This window comes from Peptostreptococcus russellii, assembly GCF_003012055.1.
Classification (GTDB): Bacteria; Bacillota; Clostridia; order Peptostreptococcales; family Peptostreptococcaceae; genus Peptostreptococcus; species Peptostreptococcus russellii.
The window spans coordinates 42,159-58,903 of sequence record NZ_JYGE01000003.1; the positions used below are offsets into that span (position 1 = coordinate 42,159).

At 33.7% G+C, this 16,745-nt stretch carries 12 protein-coding genes; all 12 read left to right on the forward strand.

The genetic code is table 11. The annotated features are described in order from the left end of the window. The first annotated feature begins 220 nt into the window (after window positions 1-220). The 12 genes from UF10_RS02355 to brnQ (UF10_RS02410) all read left to right on the forward strand — a co-directional run bounded on the left by UF10_RS02355 (window position 221) and on the right by brnQ (UF10_RS02410) (window position 16,626). The gene (locus tag UF10_RS02355) at window positions 221-1,903 is read left to right on the forward strand and encodes a class I adenylate-forming enzyme family protein (protein WP_106776216.1); all 1,683 of its coding nucleotides are present in this window, start codon (window positions 221-223) and stop codon (window positions 1,901-1,903) included. Window positions 1,904-2,117: 214 nt separating this feature from the next. After that, a complete protein-coding gene (locus UF10_RS02360; RefSeq protein ID WP_106776217.1) occupies window positions 2,118-3,356 on the forward strand; it encodes a CaiB/BaiF CoA transferase family protein in 1,239 nt (412 codons plus the stop codon). A gap of 91 nt (window positions 3,357-3,447) precedes the next feature. Further along, window positions 3,448-4,236: an acyl-CoA dehydratase activase gene (locus tag UF10_RS02365; RefSeq protein WP_106776218.1), complete on the forward strand. Its 789-nt coding sequence runs from the start codon at window positions 3,448-3,450 to the stop codon at window positions 4,234-4,236. Window positions 4,237-4,249: 13 nt separating this feature from the next. Beyond that, complete coding sequence (locus tag UF10_RS02370) at window positions 4,250-5,488, forward strand: 2-hydroxyacyl-CoA dehydratase subunit D (RefSeq protein ID WP_106776219.1); 1,239 nt, start codon at window positions 4,250-4,252, stop codon at window positions 5,486-5,488. Continuing rightward, window positions 5,481-6,599: a 2-hydroxyacyl-CoA dehydratase subunit D gene (locus UF10_RS02375; RefSeq protein WP_106776220.1), complete on the forward strand. Its 1,119-nt coding sequence runs from the start codon at window positions 5,481-5,483 to the stop codon at window positions 6,597-6,599. The genes UF10_RS02370 and UF10_RS02375 overlap by 8 nt, the downstream gene beginning before the upstream one ends. 31 nt (window positions 6,600-6,630) lie before the next feature. Beyond that, the gene (locus tag UF10_RS02380) at window positions 6,631-7,764 is read left to right on the forward strand and encodes an acyl-CoA dehydrogenase family protein (protein WP_106776221.1); all 1,134 of its coding nucleotides are present in this window, start codon (window positions 6,631-6,633) and stop codon (window positions 7,762-7,764) included. A 15-nt stretch (window positions 7,765-7,779) separates the two neighbouring features. After that, window positions 7,780-8,571 carry an electron transfer flavoprotein subunit beta/FixA family protein gene (locus tag UF10_RS02385; RefSeq protein WP_106776222.1) on the forward strand — a complete coding sequence of 264 codons (792 nt, stop codon included), beginning with the start codon at window positions 7,780-7,782 and terminating at the stop codon, window positions 8,569-8,571. 56 nt (window positions 8,572-8,627) lie between these two features. Continuing rightward, on the forward strand, window positions 8,628-9,638 hold the full coding sequence (locus UF10_RS02390) for an electron transfer flavoprotein subunit alpha/FixB family protein (protein WP_106776223.1): 1,011 nt from the start codon (window positions 8,628-8,630) through the stop codon (window positions 9,636-9,638). Between the two features lie 327 nt (window positions 9,639-9,965). Continuing rightward, entirely contained in the window at window positions 9,966-10,955 is a 990-nt protein-coding gene (locus tag UF10_RS02395) for a 2-hydroxyacid dehydrogenase (protein WP_106776224.1), read from the forward strand. Between the two features lie 75 nt (window positions 10,956-11,030). Then, the gene (brnQ, locus tag UF10_RS02400) at window positions 11,031-12,353 is read left to right on the forward strand and encodes a branched-chain amino acid transport system II carrier protein (protein ID WP_106776225.1); all 1,323 of its coding nucleotides are present in this window, start codon (window positions 11,031-11,033) and stop codon (window positions 12,351-12,353) included. 143 nt (window positions 12,354-12,496) lie between these two features. Further along, window positions 12,497-13,681, forward strand: coding sequence for a pyridoxal phosphate-dependent aminotransferase (locus tag UF10_RS02405; protein ID WP_106776226.1), 1,185 nt, complete (start codon window positions 12,497-12,499; stop codon window positions 13,679-13,681). Window positions 13,682-15,300: 1,619 nt separating this feature from the next. Then, window positions 15,301-16,626, forward strand: coding sequence for a branched-chain amino acid transport system II carrier protein (brnQ, locus tag UF10_RS02410; protein ID WP_106776227.1), 1,326 nt, complete (start codon window positions 15,301-15,303; stop codon window positions 16,624-16,626). Window positions 16,627-16,745 lie beyond the last annotated feature (119 nt).

Genomic DNA, 16,745 nt, shown 5'->3' on the forward strand with positions numbered 1-16,745 from the left:
TGAGTTTTGAGTGGATTTTTGTTTTTAATAAATTTGTTAATTTTTTTTTAACAATTATTTAAATTTACTTTACTTGTTAATAAAAAAATGTTAAACTGTTGTTGAGAAAAGGAACTGGTATACAAGTAGCCAAGGAAAAATAGTTTTTATATAAAAATAAAGCTGTTGACTAATGGGGGTTAGGGCTTGGTAGTTGTTTTGTAGTATTGGGGGTAAAAATATGGAACTGATAAACATGACGGTGAGTGAATGTTTAGAAAAAAGAGCGCATGAAACACCGAATAGTATCTTCATGAATCATGGAGATGAGGTTTTTACATGGGGCTGTGTTAATAATGTAACCAATAAAGTGGCGAAAATTTTAATGGAACAAGGTATTAAACCTGGTGATAGAGTGGGAATATTAGGTGTAAATAGCGCAAGTTGGATTATAGCTTTTCTCTCATTACAGAAGCTAGGAGCGGTGGCAGTCCTTATAAATCCTTGTTTTAAGGAAAAAGAACTGATTGACTGTATAAAAATAGCTGACATTAAACATCTTTTTTACACAAATCTTTGTGGTGGTGATTCAACTGAAGATGTGATAAAGAAGGTTAGAAAAGACAGAGAATCTAGTCATGTTAAGATTTACAATATTGAGCGAACTTATAAACAATGGCTAAAGTTAGTTGAGAGTAAACTTCCAGTGGAAAGAGAACTAGCAAAGCAAACAAATCCTCATGAGTTAGCGTGTATCTTATTTACATCAGGTACAACTAATAATTGCAAGGGTGTAATGTTGAGTCATTATTCAATAGTAAACAATGCAAGAGAAGTAGTGAAACAAATGAAATGGGATGAAAATGATAGAATGTGCCTGGCTGTGCCGTTATTTCATTGTTTCGGAATAACAGTTAGTTTATTAACTAGCATAATCGCAGGTATGCCGATATCATTAATACATAAATATAAGACAACGCATGTTTGTGATGTCATTGAAAGAGATAAATGTACGATATTAAATGGAGTTCCAAGTATGTTTTTAGCAATGGTTAAAAACCCTAGGATGAAAGATTTCGATCTTAGCAGTCTAAAGAGTGGAATAATAGCAGGCTCTCCTATATATCCTCATGAATATAAAGAAGTATGTAGTAAGTTAAAAGGAATGAGATTACAAACTTCTTATGGATTAACAGAAGCATCTCCTTGTGTTTCGATAGCAGGGTATGATGATTCAATAGAATTAAAATCAAAGTCATCTGGAAAAGTAGTAAGTAATATAGATGTAAAGATAATTGATTTAGACACTATGAAAGAATGTAAAAGAAATGAAGTTGGCGAAATATTCGTCAAGGGATATAGTGTTACAAAAGGTTATTTAGCATCTGATCCAGTAGTATGTGATGCAGTTCAACCAGATGGTTGGCTCAGAACAGGGGACTTAGCTTATTTAGACGATGATGGTTACCTGTATGTAGTAGGAAGAAGAAAAAACTTGATTATAAGAGGAGGAGAAAATATATCTCCAGTTGAAATAGAACAGTTTATAAAAGAGGCCAAAAGAGGCTTAGAAGTATATGTGTTTGGAATGAAATCAGAAGTACTTCAAGAAGAAATAGTTGCTTGTATTGAACATAAAAAAGATGAAAAGATAGAAAAACAAATAAAAGAATATTTGAAGAAAAATATCAGTACATACAAGATTCCTAGTTATTTCTTATTTATAGAAGAGTTTCCTAAAAATCCTACAGGTAAGATAAATGAAAAAGAAATCAGAAAAATTGCAACTGAAGAATTAAAAGAAGAAGTTGCAAGAAAAAATCAAGAAATACTAGAAAAGAAAAAGAAAAAAGCTGAAAAAGCACATGAAAAAGATAAGAAAAAGCATAAGCACAAAGAGAAACATCATCATGAGAAACACTAAGATGATGCGTTTAATTGCGGATGTTAGATAAGTAAAAAACAAACTAAGTGTTTGTTTAAATATAGCTAAGTTTGTTAACGATATATTTAAAAAATTAAGTTTAATAAAAATTTAAAAAATAAACAATGTTAAAAAAATGATAAATATATCAAAGACATTCAGGAGTATAATTAAATTACATTAAATTAAATAATATTTTGTGGGAGGTAATGTGATGAGCACTAGAAAACAACCATTAAAGGGGATCAAAGTCATTGAACTTGCTAACTTTATTGCTGCAGCTACAACAGGTAGATTTTTAGCAGATTTAGGTGCAGATGTTATAAAGATAGAAAGCGCTAAGGGGGATCCACTAAGATATACAGCACCTACAGAAGGTAGACCTTTAGATATGTATGAAAATACAACTTGGGAACTTGAAAATGCAAACAAGAGATGTATATCTCTTAATATGAAGGATCCAGCAGGTAAGGAAGCATTCTTTAAGTTATTAGATGATGCTGACGTACTTATAACAAACTGGAGAGTTCAGGCACTAGAAAGAGCTGGTCTTGACTATGAAACTTTAAAAGTTAAATATCCAAGCCTAGTATATGCTCTATGTACTGGTTATGGTGAATTTGGTCCAGACAAGGATCTTCCAGGATTTGACTTCACAGCATTCTTTGCTAGAGGTGGATACCTAGAAAACCTTAGACAAAAGTCTGACGTTCCAATGAACGTTGTTCCAGGTTTAGGTGATCATAATGTTGGTATAAACCTTGCAGCAGGTGTTCTTGCAGCGCTATATCATGCTAAGCTTACAGGCGAAGGTGAAAAGGTTGAAACAAGTTTATTCGAAAGTGCAATATTCAACATGGGTATGATGATTCAGGCAGCTCAGTATCCTGACCATGGAGTTAAGTATCCAATAAATATTAGAGAAGCAAGCAATCCATTTAACGCTTGTTGGAGAACTAGTGAAGGAAGATATATTCAGACTTGTATGCCTGACTATAACACATACTTCAAGAAGTTCCTTACAGCTTTAGGATTAACTGATATGGTTGAAGATGAAAGATTCTTCCCAGTTCAGAACCTACACGAAAATGGATTAGGAACTACTGTATATGATAGAGTAATGTCAACATTTGAACAAAAGAGTCATGAAGAATGGGCACAGATATTAACAGAAGCTGATATTCCATTCGCATTAGCAAAGACTTGGGAAGAACTTCTTGAAGATGATCAGGCTTGGGCAAATGACTGTTTCCACAAGATGCAGTATCCAAATGGAGAAAGAGTACTGGTTAAGCACCCAATTAAGTTTGCTGAAATGGGACCAACTCCATACAACAAGGGACCAATGATTGGTGAGCATGGTGTCGAAGTAATGAAGGAACTTGGATACAATGAAGATCAAATAAATGAGATGATAGAAAATAAAACTCTATACATTTGGGAAGATAAATAATACTTTTTTATGAGTATTACTAATTCGCCGTTTAAGTATTTTAGTAGAGTATGTTTGTAACTAATTTAAATAGTGAAGGATGATGAAAAAAATGAGTGAAATATATACAATGGGTATTGACATAGGTTCAACTTCATCAAAGTGTGTAATACTCAAAAATGGAAAAGATATAGTAAGTAAAGGCGTGGTCAACTTAGGCGCAGGAACAAAAGGCGTGGATCGCGTAATAGATGAAGTGATAAAAAAAGCTAATTTGACTTTAAAAGACATTGAAGTAATTGTTTCTACTGGTTATGGTAGAAACAGTTACGATGATGCAAAGAAAACAATGAGTGAATTAAGTTGTCACGCAAAGGGTGGATCTTATATATTCGGCGATGTAAGAACAATAATTGACATCGGCGGACAGGATATAAAGGTTTTGAAACTCAATAATAAAGGGCAGCTAATGAATTTCTTAATGAACGATAAGTGTGCCGCTGGAACAGGAAGATTCTTAGAGGTAATGTGTGGAGTGTTGGACGTTGAACTAGGAGATCTAGGGAAACTTGATGAACAAGCTACAGAAAAAACACCTATAAGTTCTACTTGTACAGTATTTGCCGAATCAGAAGTAATTTCTTGTATGGCAAAGAAGATTCCAATCCCAAATATAGTAAAGGGAATCCACTACTCTGTTGCTAGTAGAGTAGCGGGACTTGCTAAAAGGGGTGGACTTACACAGCCAGTAGCTATGACTGGTGGAGTTACAAAAAACTCTGGAATAGTTAGAGCTTTAAGTGGAGAATTAGAAACTGAAATAATGATTTCTGAAGATTCACAGATGGCAGGTGCTATAGGGGCGGCCTTATACGCTTATGAAGAATATTTAAAAAGCTAGAAAGGAGCTTATCATGAGTAATACAGGAATGGTAGAAGAAAAGCCAGCAAAGAAAATGTTGGGAGAAATTGTTGCAAAGCACTATCAGGAAGCATGGGATGCAAAAGAGAGAGGGGAAAAAGTTGGTTGGTGTGCGTCTAACTTCCCTCAGGAAATATTTGAAACACTAGACATAAAGGTTGTTTACCCTGAAAACCAGGCAGCTGCAATATCTGCTAAGGGTGGTGGACAGAGATTATGTGAAGTTGCAGAAAATAACGGATACTCAAATGATATCTGTGCATATGCTAGAATAAGCTTGGCTTATATGGATGTAAAGGATGCACCAGAACTTAACATGCCTCAGCCAGACTTCGTTGCTTGCTGTAACAATATATGTAACTGTATGATCAAATGGTACGAGAATATAGCGAAAGAATTAAATATTCCACTAATATTAATAGATGTACCTTATAATAACGAATATGAAGCTGGAGATGACAGAGTTGAATACCTAAAGGGTCAGTTTGACTATGCTATCAAGCAGCTAGAAGATTTAACTGGTAAAAAATGGGATGAAGATAAGTTTAATGAAGTTATGGAAGTATCTCAGAGAACAGGTAGAGCTTGGTTAAAGGCTACTGGTTACGCTAAGTATACTCCATCACCATTCAGTGGTTTTGATGTATTCAACCATATGGCAGTTGCAGTATGTGCAAGAGGTAAGCTAGAATCAGCTTTAGCTTTTGAAAAGCTTGCAGAAGAATTCGATCAGAACGTTAAGGAAGGTAAGTCTACTTTCAAGGCCGATGAAAAATACAGAATTGTGTTTGAAGGTATAGCTTGTTGGCCACACCTAAGACACACATTCAAACAGTTGAAGGATAATGGTGTAAACGTTTGCGGTACTGTATATGCAGATGCATTCGGATACATTTACAATAATACTTATGAATTGATGCAGGCTTACTGCGGAACTCCAAACGCTATTTCTTATGAAAGAGCTACAGATATGAGACTTAAGTTGCTAGAAGAAAACAACATAGATGGTATGTTATTCCACATAAACAGAAGCTGTAAGCAGTGGAGTGCTATCATGTATGAAATGGAAAGAGAAATCAGAGAAAAGACTGGAATACCAACAGCTACATTTGATGGTGACCAGGCGGATCCAAGAAACTTCTCAGAAGCACAATATGATACAAGAGTACAGGGTCTTATAGAAGTAATGGAAGCAAGTAAAGCAGCAAAGGAGGCACAAAGACATGAGTAATATAAATTTATTATTAGAAAAGCTAGATGTATGTCCATTAGAACAATTGGATAAATATACAAATGATGGCAAGAAGGTAATAGGTTGTGCACCAGTATATGCACCAGAAGAATTAGTATACGCAGCAGGAATGATACCAATGGGTATCTGGGGTGCTGAAGGTGAAGTTACTTCAGCAAAAGAATACTTCCCAGCATTCTATGCAGCTCCAATACTAAGACTTATGGACTTAGGTTTAGAAGGAAAGCTTGACAAGATGTCAGGAATGATAATAGGCGGTTTAAGTGATGGTCTTAAGGGTCTTAGCCAGAACTGGAAAAGAGCAGTAAAGAACGTACCTTGCCTATATATAGGATATGGACAGAACAGAAAGATAAAAGCTGGTATTGATTACAATGAAAAACAATATATAAAGCTTAAGAAGGAACTAGAAGAGATTGCTGGTTGCAAGATAGAAGACAGCAAGGTTGAAGAAGCTATAGTATTATACAACAATCATAGAAAAGCTATGAGCGAATTTAACCAACTAGCATCTACTCATCTAAACACAATAACACCAACACTTAGAGCAAGAGTAATGTCTAGTGCTTATTTCTTTGATAAGGCTGAACACTTAGCAATATTAGAAGAAATAAATAATATACTAAAGTCAACTCCAGAAGAAAAGTTTGAAGGTAAGAAAATTGTTACAACTGGTATACTAGCGAACAGCCCTGATATCATGAAGATATTAGAAGAATTCAAGCTAGGTATAGTAGATGATAACGTTAACCATGAATCTGGACAGTTTGATTATTTAGTTGATGAAGCTACTGACAATCCAGTAAGAGCTTTAGCTAAATGGATTTCAGATATAGAAGGTAGTGCATTATTGTACGATCCAAGTAAGCTTAGAGGACAGATAGTAATAGACAAGGTTAAGAAACACAATGCCGATGGAGTATTATATCTTATGACTAAGTTTAGTGAATCAGATGAATTTGATTATCCAATCATTAGAGATGAACTTAATGAAGCTGGAATAATGAACATTCTAGTTGAAGTGGATCAGCAAATGACTAACTTCGAACAAGCAAAGACTGCATTGCAGACATTTGCAGATATGATTTAATTAAACATTAAAAATTTTAAGGAGGCAATCTATGATTTTCGAAAAAGAACACGAATTAGTTCGTCAGCTAGCAAAGCAATTTGCTGAAGAAGTAATAAAGCCAACTGCTGAAGAAGTAGATGAAACAGGCGAATTTCCAATGGAAATATATCACAAAATGGCTGATGCTGGATTTTTAGGTATCAAGATACCAAAGGAATATGGTGGATCAGGAGGAGATCACCGTTCATATGCAATCGTTATGGAAGAGTTAGCTAAGGCTTCTGGCGTTTCAACTATATGGATATCATCTCCAAACTCACTACAGTCAACACCAATATTAAGAGATGGTACTGAAGAACAGAAGGAAAAATACCTAAGACCAATGGTTACAGGAGAAAAAATGTTCTGTTTCGCACTTACTGAGCCAGGTGCAGGTTCTGATGCAGGTTCAATATTAACTACTGCAGTTGCTGATGGAGATGACTACATCATCAACGGTAGAAAGACATTTATAACAGGAGCACCAGTATCTGACTATGTAATTTTATTCGCTAAGACTAATCCAGAATTAGGAACTAAGGGAATATCTACATTCATAGTAGACTCAAAGGCAGAAGGCGTATCATTTGGTAAGCCAGAAAATAAGATGGGTGTAATTGGTTGCCCAACTAGTGACGTTGTTCTAGAAAACGTAAGAGTTCCAAAAACAATGATGTTAGGAAAAGAAGGTAGAGGATTTATCAACGCAATGAAGACACTTTCAGTTGGTAGATTAGGTATAGCTTGCCAGGCACTAGGTATAGCAGAAGGTGCTATGGAAGAAGCTGTTAAGTATGCAAAGGCTAGAAATCAGTTTGGTAGATCAATAGCTAATTTCCAGAACACTCAGTTCATACTAGCTGAAATGGAAACAAAGATTTGTGCTATGCGTCACCTTGTATACGATGCTGCATATCAGATGGATATGGGTAAACCAGCCGATAAGGAAGCTTCAATGGCGAAGTTATTTGCTACTGAAGAAGGTAAGTGGATAGTAGATAAGGCATTACAGATTCACGGTGGTTATGGTTACATCAAGGAATATCCAGTAGAAAGAATGTATAGAGACATGAGAGTAACTTCAATTTATGAAGGTACTTCAGAAGTACAGAAGATGGTTATAGCATCAAACGTATTGAAATAAGGGGAGGTAGTATAAATGAAAATTGTAGTTTGCATTAAGCAAGTACCAGATACAACAGAGGTAAAGCTTGATCCTGTTAAGAATACTTTAATTCGTGACGGGGTACCAAGTATAATAAATCCTGACGATAAAGCAGGTTTGGAATTAGCACTTCAGATAAAAGAAGATGTTCCAGGTAGTACTGTAACAGTAGTATCAATGGGACCTCCACAGGCACAGCTTGCAATAAGAGAAGCATTAGCTATGGGATGTGATGATGGTATATTAGTATCAGATAGAGCATTCGGTGGAGCAGATACATGGGCTACATCAACAACAATAGCAGGAGCATTAAGAAACTTAGATTATGATATAATAATAGCTGGTAGACAGGCTATAGATGGTGATACAGCTCAGGTTGGACCACAGATAGCTGAACATCTACAGATACCACAGATTTCTTATTGTGAAAGCCTAAAGGTTGAAGATGGAAAGTTCATAGTTAAGAGACAATTCGAGGACAGATATCATATTATCGAAATACAGCCACCTTGTCTAATAACTACTTTAAGCGAAGAAATAACTCCAAGATATATGTCAGTTGGTGGAATATTTGACGCTTATAAGAAGGATATAAAGGTTTGGGGACTAAAAGACATAGAAGACAAACTTGATGTAGCAAATATCGGTTTAAAGGGATCACCTACAAATGTTAAAAAGTCATTCACTAAGCAGGCTAAGGGCAAGGGTGTTAAGCTAGAAGGTTTAACTCCAGAAGAAGCAGCAGATGCAATTCTTGCTAAGCTACAAGAAAAGTATTTAATATAATACTGTAAATTTTGAAAGATAATTTTAATACAATAATTTGAAAGGAAGATAACCCAATGAACAAAGATATTTATGTAGTAGTTGAACAGATAGATGGTGTCATTCAGAAAGTAGGCATCGAGCTTATCGGTATAGCAAATACACTAGCAGCAGACCTAGATCAGAAGGTAGTTGCAGTTTTACTTGGAAACAATGTGAAGGGATTAGCTGACACATTAATATACCATGGAGCAGAAAAGGTAATATGCGTAGATGATCCAATGTTAGACATATATGCAACAGAACCATATACAAAGGCAGTAAATGCAATAATAGAGGATAAAAACCCAGGAATAGTACTATTTGGTGCTACTTCAATAGGTAGAGACTTAGCTCCAAGAGTTTCTGCAAGAGTACATACAGGTCTTACAGCAGACTGTACTAAGCTAGAAATAGATCCAGAATCTAAGTTATTACTTATGACTAGACCAGCATTTGGTGGTAACATCATGGCTACAATAGTTTGTAAGGAATTCAGACCTCAGATGGCAACAGTTAGACCAGGTGTTATGAAGGCTCTTCCAAGAGACACTTCTAAGACTGGTGAAGTAGAAGACTTCAAGGTAGACTTCAAGCCAGAAGATATGAATATAAAGATAAGAGAAGTTGTTAAGTCAACTAATCAGTCAGTAGATATAACTGAATCTAAGATACTTGTATCAGGTGGTAGAGGTATCGGTAGTGCTGAATACTTCGATGTACTAAAGGAGCTTGCTGATGAACTTGGAGGATTAGTTACTTCTTCAAGAGCTAACGTTGATGCTGGTTGGATAAGCAGAGATAGACAGGTTGGACAGACTGGAAAGACTGTTAGACCAGATCTATATATGGCTTGTGGTATATCAGGTGCTATACAGCATTTAGCTGGTATGGAAGACTCTGAATTTATAGTAGCAATAAATAAGGACGAAAATGCTCCTATATTTGGTGTTGCAGACCTAGGTGTAGTTGGTGATTTACATCAGATTATACCAATACTAATAGAAAAAGTAAAAGCCCTTAAGAGTGCTGAAGAAGCAATGATGTAATTCATTGTTCTTAAGAATTAAGAGCATTTAACTAAGAGTTTGTAATAAATAAGTTTAGAAACTTGAAACGGTTTAAGATAATATAAAATATATTTATTTTATATGTAAGAAAAGCAATAATTTATAGTTTTGTGTATCTAGGGGGTGCTTATAACCTCCTAGATACTAACTATAATCGATAAAATATAATCAATATAAGTTATAATCAAAATAAAATGTTATTTATTTTCTTGTTTAGTATGGATTATTAACAAAGAAGGTAAAATTTTTTAATAATCTGGTTAAATAAATAACGAAATTAACTCAAATTTCTAAGGGGGAAGCAAAATGGTTAAGGTTAGAGTCACTTGCAACAAAAACATTATTGAAAGATTCGGTGTAAAGAAGCCAGAAGGATGGGATTTCCAGTATATTAACTATCCATGTAGCGATGAAGAATTAGTAGCACAGTGTAAGGATGCAGATATAATATTCTGTGGTCCAGTAGATCATTTTAGAAAAGAAGTTGTTGAACAACTTGATAACTGTAAGCTAATACATTCTTTAGGTGTTGGATTTGATAAGATAGATCTAGCTGCTACTAAAGAAAAGGGAATCTTTGTTTGTAACAACAGAGCTGTTAATGCTGTACCAGTTGCTGAATTAGCTGTTGGTCATATGATAAGTTGTCTAAGAAGAATGCCTGAAGCTGATGCACTAATAAAGGCAAAGGGAGTTGATGGATTCAACGAAAGCTTCAAGTCATATCAGGTTAAGGGACAGAGTGAGTTAAGTTCTAGAGTAGTTGGACTAGTAGGACTTGGTGCTATAGGTCATGCAGCAGTTAAGATGCTTAAGGCTTTTGGTTGCACAATCAAGTATTATGATGTATTTAGAGATGAGGAATTTGAAAAAGAACACGGATTAGAATATTGTACATATGAAGAAATACTAGAAACTTGTGATATTATATCATACCACGTTCCAGTATTAGACTCTACAAGAAATATGGTACGTAAAGAAACAATAGACAAAATGAAGCAAGATGCAATAATAATAAATGTTGCTAGAGGTGAAATAGTAAACAATGAAGATTTAGCAGAAGCGCTAAATAACGGAAGAATATTCGCTGGATTAGATGTTATCGCTCCAGAACCTCCAACAGCTGATCATCCAATATTTAACTTAAACGAGACTGGAAAGGCTAGACTTTCTATAACTCCACATATTGCTGGTACTACAGACGATGCATTCATAAGAATGTCTGAATGGTCATATGAAAATATGGTTAGAGTAATGAATGGCGAAAGACCAATAAATATAGTAAACGGTCTTTAATAATCTTGTAAATTTAAGTATGTTTTAAAAAATAGTTGCTGATTATCTATTTTTAGAAAAGGTGAAAAAAAGAATATGGAAATTAAAAAGAAAGACATAATGATTTGTGGGTTTGCACTATTTGCGATTTTCTTTGGTGCTGGGAACTTAATATTCCCGCCATATCTAGGTGTTTTAGCAGGCGATAGATGGTATGTAGCAATGTTTGCTTTCTTATTATCTGACCCAGTATTGCCTATACTTGGTGTTGTTGTAACGGCAAAATTAGGTGGTAGAGCAGATGACCTTGGTAAAAGAGTAAGCCCTAAGTTCTCTAAGTTAGTAGGTACAATTGCCATTTTGACAATAGGACCTCTTTTCGCAGTTCCAAGAACTGGAGCTACAACACATGAAATATTAATAAGACCTTTATTCCCAGGTGTACCTGGTTGGTTGACAAGTGTAGTATTTTTTGCAGTAACATACTATATTGCACTAAATCCAAGTAAGGTTATAGACATAATTGGTAAGTATCTTACTCCATGTTTATTATTAATACTAGGATTAATAGTCGTAGTTGCTATAGTAAATCCTCCAGATCCAATGATGACTACTGAAACACCTAAGTTATTTACATTAGGTTTCAAAGAAGGTTATCAGACAATGGATGCATTAGGATCTCCATTGATGGCAGGTATAGTAATCTCAGACCTAGTTAGACGTGGTTATGATGATGAAGAAACTCAGTTGAAGGCAAGTTTACAGGTTGGTCTAGTAGCATTTATACTTCTTGCTTTAGTTTACGGAAGTTTAACTTATGCTGGGGCAACAGTTGGTGGACATTTTGATGGGAATACCGAAAGAACAGCTTTATTAATAGGTATGGTTGACCTTATGTTAGGTAATGTAGGTACAGTATTTATGGGTGTTGCAGTAACATTAGCTTGTTTAACAACATCTACAGGACTGACATCTACTTGCGGTAACTACTTTGAGTCTGTATCAAATGGAAAAGTAAAGTATAAGCAGGTTGTAACAGTTGCTGTACTAGTATCATTTGGACTTTCATTCTTAGGAGTGGATGGTTTGATATCAGTAGCAGTTCCTATTTTATCTGCAATATACCCAGTAATGATTGTGTTGATTTTAATGTCACTATTTGATAGCAAGATTAAATATAACTTGACATATACGGGAGCAGTAGTAGGTGCATTCTCTGTATCTTTGGTTCAGAGTTTAAATATGGCATCTGTAATGAGAGGCGGAAGTCTTTTAGCAGGTCCAACAGCATTTATACAAACACTTCCATTAGCCAAGTTTGGTTTTGAATGGCTGATTCCAGCTATAGTTGGAGGATTAATATTTACTTTAGTAAGTAAGTATGCCAGCGTAGGTAAGACAATAGCTGATCCAGTATAAAGTTAATTTTTATTTTAACTGAAGTATATATGGAATTTTTAGAATAATTACTCAATACATATATATTAGAATAGTTGATCAAAAGATTGACTTAAAGATTAAGAGTAATATAAAGTTTTTATGTAAATTTAGGAGGTAATATTATGATTTCTCAAGATATGGTAAAGTTAGGTACATCTAAATCTGTAATAAGAGAGCTATCAGGTTTTGGTGCAGCAAGAGCTGCTGAAATAGGTGCGGAAAATGTTTTGGACTTTAGTTTAGGAAACCCAAGTGTTCCAGCTCCAAAGGAAGTTCAGGATGCTATAATAGATATAATCAAAGATAATTCACCAAAGGTATATCATAGCTACAGTTCAGGTGCAGGACACAACGGAACTAGAAAAGCAATAGCTGATAACCTAAATAAGAGATACGGAACTGATTATACACTAGATAATCTACTAATGACTTGTGGTGCAGCTGCATCATTAAATATAGTTTTCAAGGCTTTAGTAGCATCTCCAGAAGATGAAATAATGGTACTTGCACCATTCTTCCCAGAATATACTGTATTTATTCAGGCTCAGGGAGCAAAGCAAGTATTAGTTCCAGCTCAGAACGATATGCAGTTAAACCTTGATGGTATAAAGTCAGCTTTAACTCCAAACACTAAGGCAATAGTAGTAAACTCTCCAAATAACCCATCAGGCGTTGTTTATTCTTTAGAAGAAATAAAGGCTCTAACTGAATTATTAGAAGCTAAATCTAAGGAATATGGACATACTATATACCTAGTAACTGACGAACCATACAGAGAATTAGTATTAATAGATGGATTAGAAGTACCATTTATACCAAATTACTATGATAATACAATAGTTTGCTATTCTTGGTCAAAATCACTTTCACTACCAGGTGAACGTATAGGATATGTTCTTGTACCAAACAAGGTAGAAGACAAGATGGTAATGGCTGCTTGTGGTGGAGCTGCTAGAGCACTAGGTTATGTGTGTGCACCTACATTATTCCAGATGGTAATAGAAAGATGTGTAGATGTAGAACCAGATTTAACAGTTTACAAGAAGAATAGAGACTTATTATATGATGGATTAACAAAGTTAGGATACAATGTTGCTAAGCCAGCAGGTGCATTCTACCTATTCATCGAAGCTCCAGATGGAGATTCACAGAAGTTCTCAGATAAGGCTAAAGAATATGATATGTTAGTAGTTCCTGGAGCAGGATTTGGTTCAGCATCACATATGAGATTATCATACTGTGTTGAAACTGAAAAGTGTGAAAGAGCTCTTCCAATATTTGAAAAGCTAATGAAGGACTATAAGTAGTTAATATTGAATACTTTTAAATAAACTTAATAGTATTATTTTGCCAAAAGCAGAGGATGATTTCATCCTCTGCTTTATTTTTATAAAAAAATAGAAGATTTGATGTATTTAAATAGTATATAACTTTACTTTAAATATATTGTATATAGGGAAAATTCTATACTAAGCTGATTTACAGTAGGTTATTCTTAAGACTTAATATATGAAGTATTAAGAATTTAAATGAAAGGTTTTAAAACTTTCAGATAGAGACCATATTTTTATAAGCTTAAGTATGATAGTTCAAATACTCCATGTGAAAATATATAAATAAGTTTGAGTATAATGACCCAAACAAAGAATATAAATAAAAATAGGCAGTTGAGCTTGAATAGAATAAGTTCAAACAAACCGTATAGACAAAAAGCAAGTAGAATAGTTTAAACAAGTGACTTTAGGTATAAAGATAGTAAATCTATTAATTTAAAGCTACTGGAAATAGTAGTTTATAAAATAGCTAGTAGTTTTGAAAGTGAAAATAAGTACAAGGAAAATTTATATAAAGTACTAAATATTTAACTATCTTTAGTATTTAAAAAATCAATTGATAAAGATCAAATTATTAGTTTTTTTATTGAAAAATCTATATAAAAAGGGATGTATATTTAAATAATTGATTTTGCTATATAGAATATTTTTATTTAAAACAATAGCATTAAACAGAATATCTAGTAGCTTATAAAAAATAAACATTTTGTTGATGGAAAGTTAGTAAAATTCGGAATACTTAATAAAATAAGATATAAAGGCTGGAAAAAACAAGTAATATATAGTATAATAATACATGTAGACAGGGATACTATTTGATAGTTAACTAGTGAAGGTTATTTTATTAAGTTAAGAATAAGTTATGAATTAATAATTTGCTAAAAAACAAACTATCTTTAAAGAAAAAAAGTTAAAAAGGGGGATATGCAATATTTCTATTAAGAGTAAGTTTTCTTAAGTCTACATGAAAAAATGCTTAAGCAGAATAATATTTATTTTTTATCAATATCATAGGAAAACGATTTGCAGAGTTTACAGGAAGTTTTTTTAGAACTGATAATTAGAAAGATGGAAATTTAAATATCTGAAAGTTTTATAAATAGCAAAAATTCAGATACGCAAGATGATTAAATTAGAAAAAGTAATAAAAACCCAAATTGTTAGATTGAAATATTAAAGCTAGATCTTTTAAGTTTAGTTTTATTTAAAGTATTAGCAAATATTTAGAGGGATTTTTAGTTTAGATATGATATTTGTAGATAGGGAAGATGTAAGGTCCTTGTATACAAGTATGTAAATCCCATATGTAATGTAAAGATTATTATATTTATTGGCCAAATACTAGATCTTCCAAATTTAGACCTCCTCTTAGTTTATTTGACTATTACAGCTTTTGACTCCGCACAATTTAAAGTTTGATATTAGGCTGTATAATAAGTTGGCTAGACTATTGATTGAGGCATTGGTTAAAATTATAGACTTTTGAAAAAGTTTATAGCTATTTGTTAGGAAGTTGGTTACTTCAATTTAAAGGCGTGATGTGCTTTGATGGAAAGCACTTTGCTGAGTATTTTAGAAAAAGGTGAAAGAATATGGAAATTAAAAAGAAAGACATAATTATTTGTGGTTTTGCATTATTTGCAATTTTCTTTGGGGCTGGTAACTTAATATTCCCACCATATCTAGGTGTATTGGCAGGGGATAGATGGTATGTTGCAATGATTGCATTTTTACTATCAGACCCAGTATTACCTATACTAGGTGTTATTGCAACAGCTAAGTTAGGTGGTAGAGCGGACGATCTTGGTAAAAGAGTTGGTCCTAAGTTTGCCAAGTTGGTAGGTACAATAGCAATTTTAACAATAGGACCATTCTTTGCGGTTCCTAGAACAGGTGCTACAACACATGAAATATTTATAAGACCTTTATTTCCAGCTGTACCAAGTTGGTTAACTTGTTTGGTATTCTTTGCAATAACGTTTTATATAACATTGAATCCAAGTAAGGTAATAGACATTATAGGTAAGTACCTTACTCCATGTCTATTAGTTATACTAGCTTTTATAGTTATAACTTCAATAGTAAATCCTCCAGCAGAAATGGTTACTACTGAAACAACTAAGTTATTTACATTAGGTTTTAAGGAAGGTTACCAGACAATGGACGCATTGGGGTCTCCATTGATGGCGGGTATCGTTATATCAGACTTAATTAGACGTGGATATGAAGACAGAGAAACTCAACTAAAGGCAAGTTTTCAGGTAGGTTTAGTAGCATTTGTTCTTCTAGCATTAGTATATGGTGGATTAACTTATGCAGGAGCAACAGTTGGACAGTTCTTTGATGGAGACACTGAGAGAACAGTTCTTCTAATAGGAATGGTTGAACTTATGTTAGGTAATGTTGGTAAAGTGTTTATGGGACTTGCAGTTGCACTTGCTTGTTTAACTACATCTACAGGTTTAACATCTACTTGTGGTAACTACTTCTCAACTATAACTGATGGTAAGTTAAAGTATAAGCATGTTGTAACAGTTGCTGTTATAATTTCATTTGTAATCTCTTTACTAGGAGTTGATGGAATAATATCAATAGCAGTTCCAATTTTATCAGCTATATACCCAGTAATAATAGTACTGATCTTAATGTCATTATTTAATAGTAAAATTAAATATAACTGGACATATACAGGAGCAGTTATAGGTGCATTTGCAGTATCACTTGTACAGAGTTTAAATCTTGCATCAGTAATGAGAGGTGGTAACTTGTTGGCAGGTCCAACAGCAGCTATACAGAGTTTGCCGCTTGCTAACTTCGGTTTTGAGTGGATAGTTCCAGCAGTAGCTTGCTCAGTGATTCTTACACTTATAAGTAAGTTTGCTAAGGTTGGTAAGACAATAGAAGATACTCTTGAATAAATATTAAGAGATATTAAAGTATAGGCTTAAATATAATATAAATATAATTTAAAATAAAAATACAATTAAAATAGAATAGAATTTATTAAAATATATTTACTTCAATGGTTTAGTGTGGA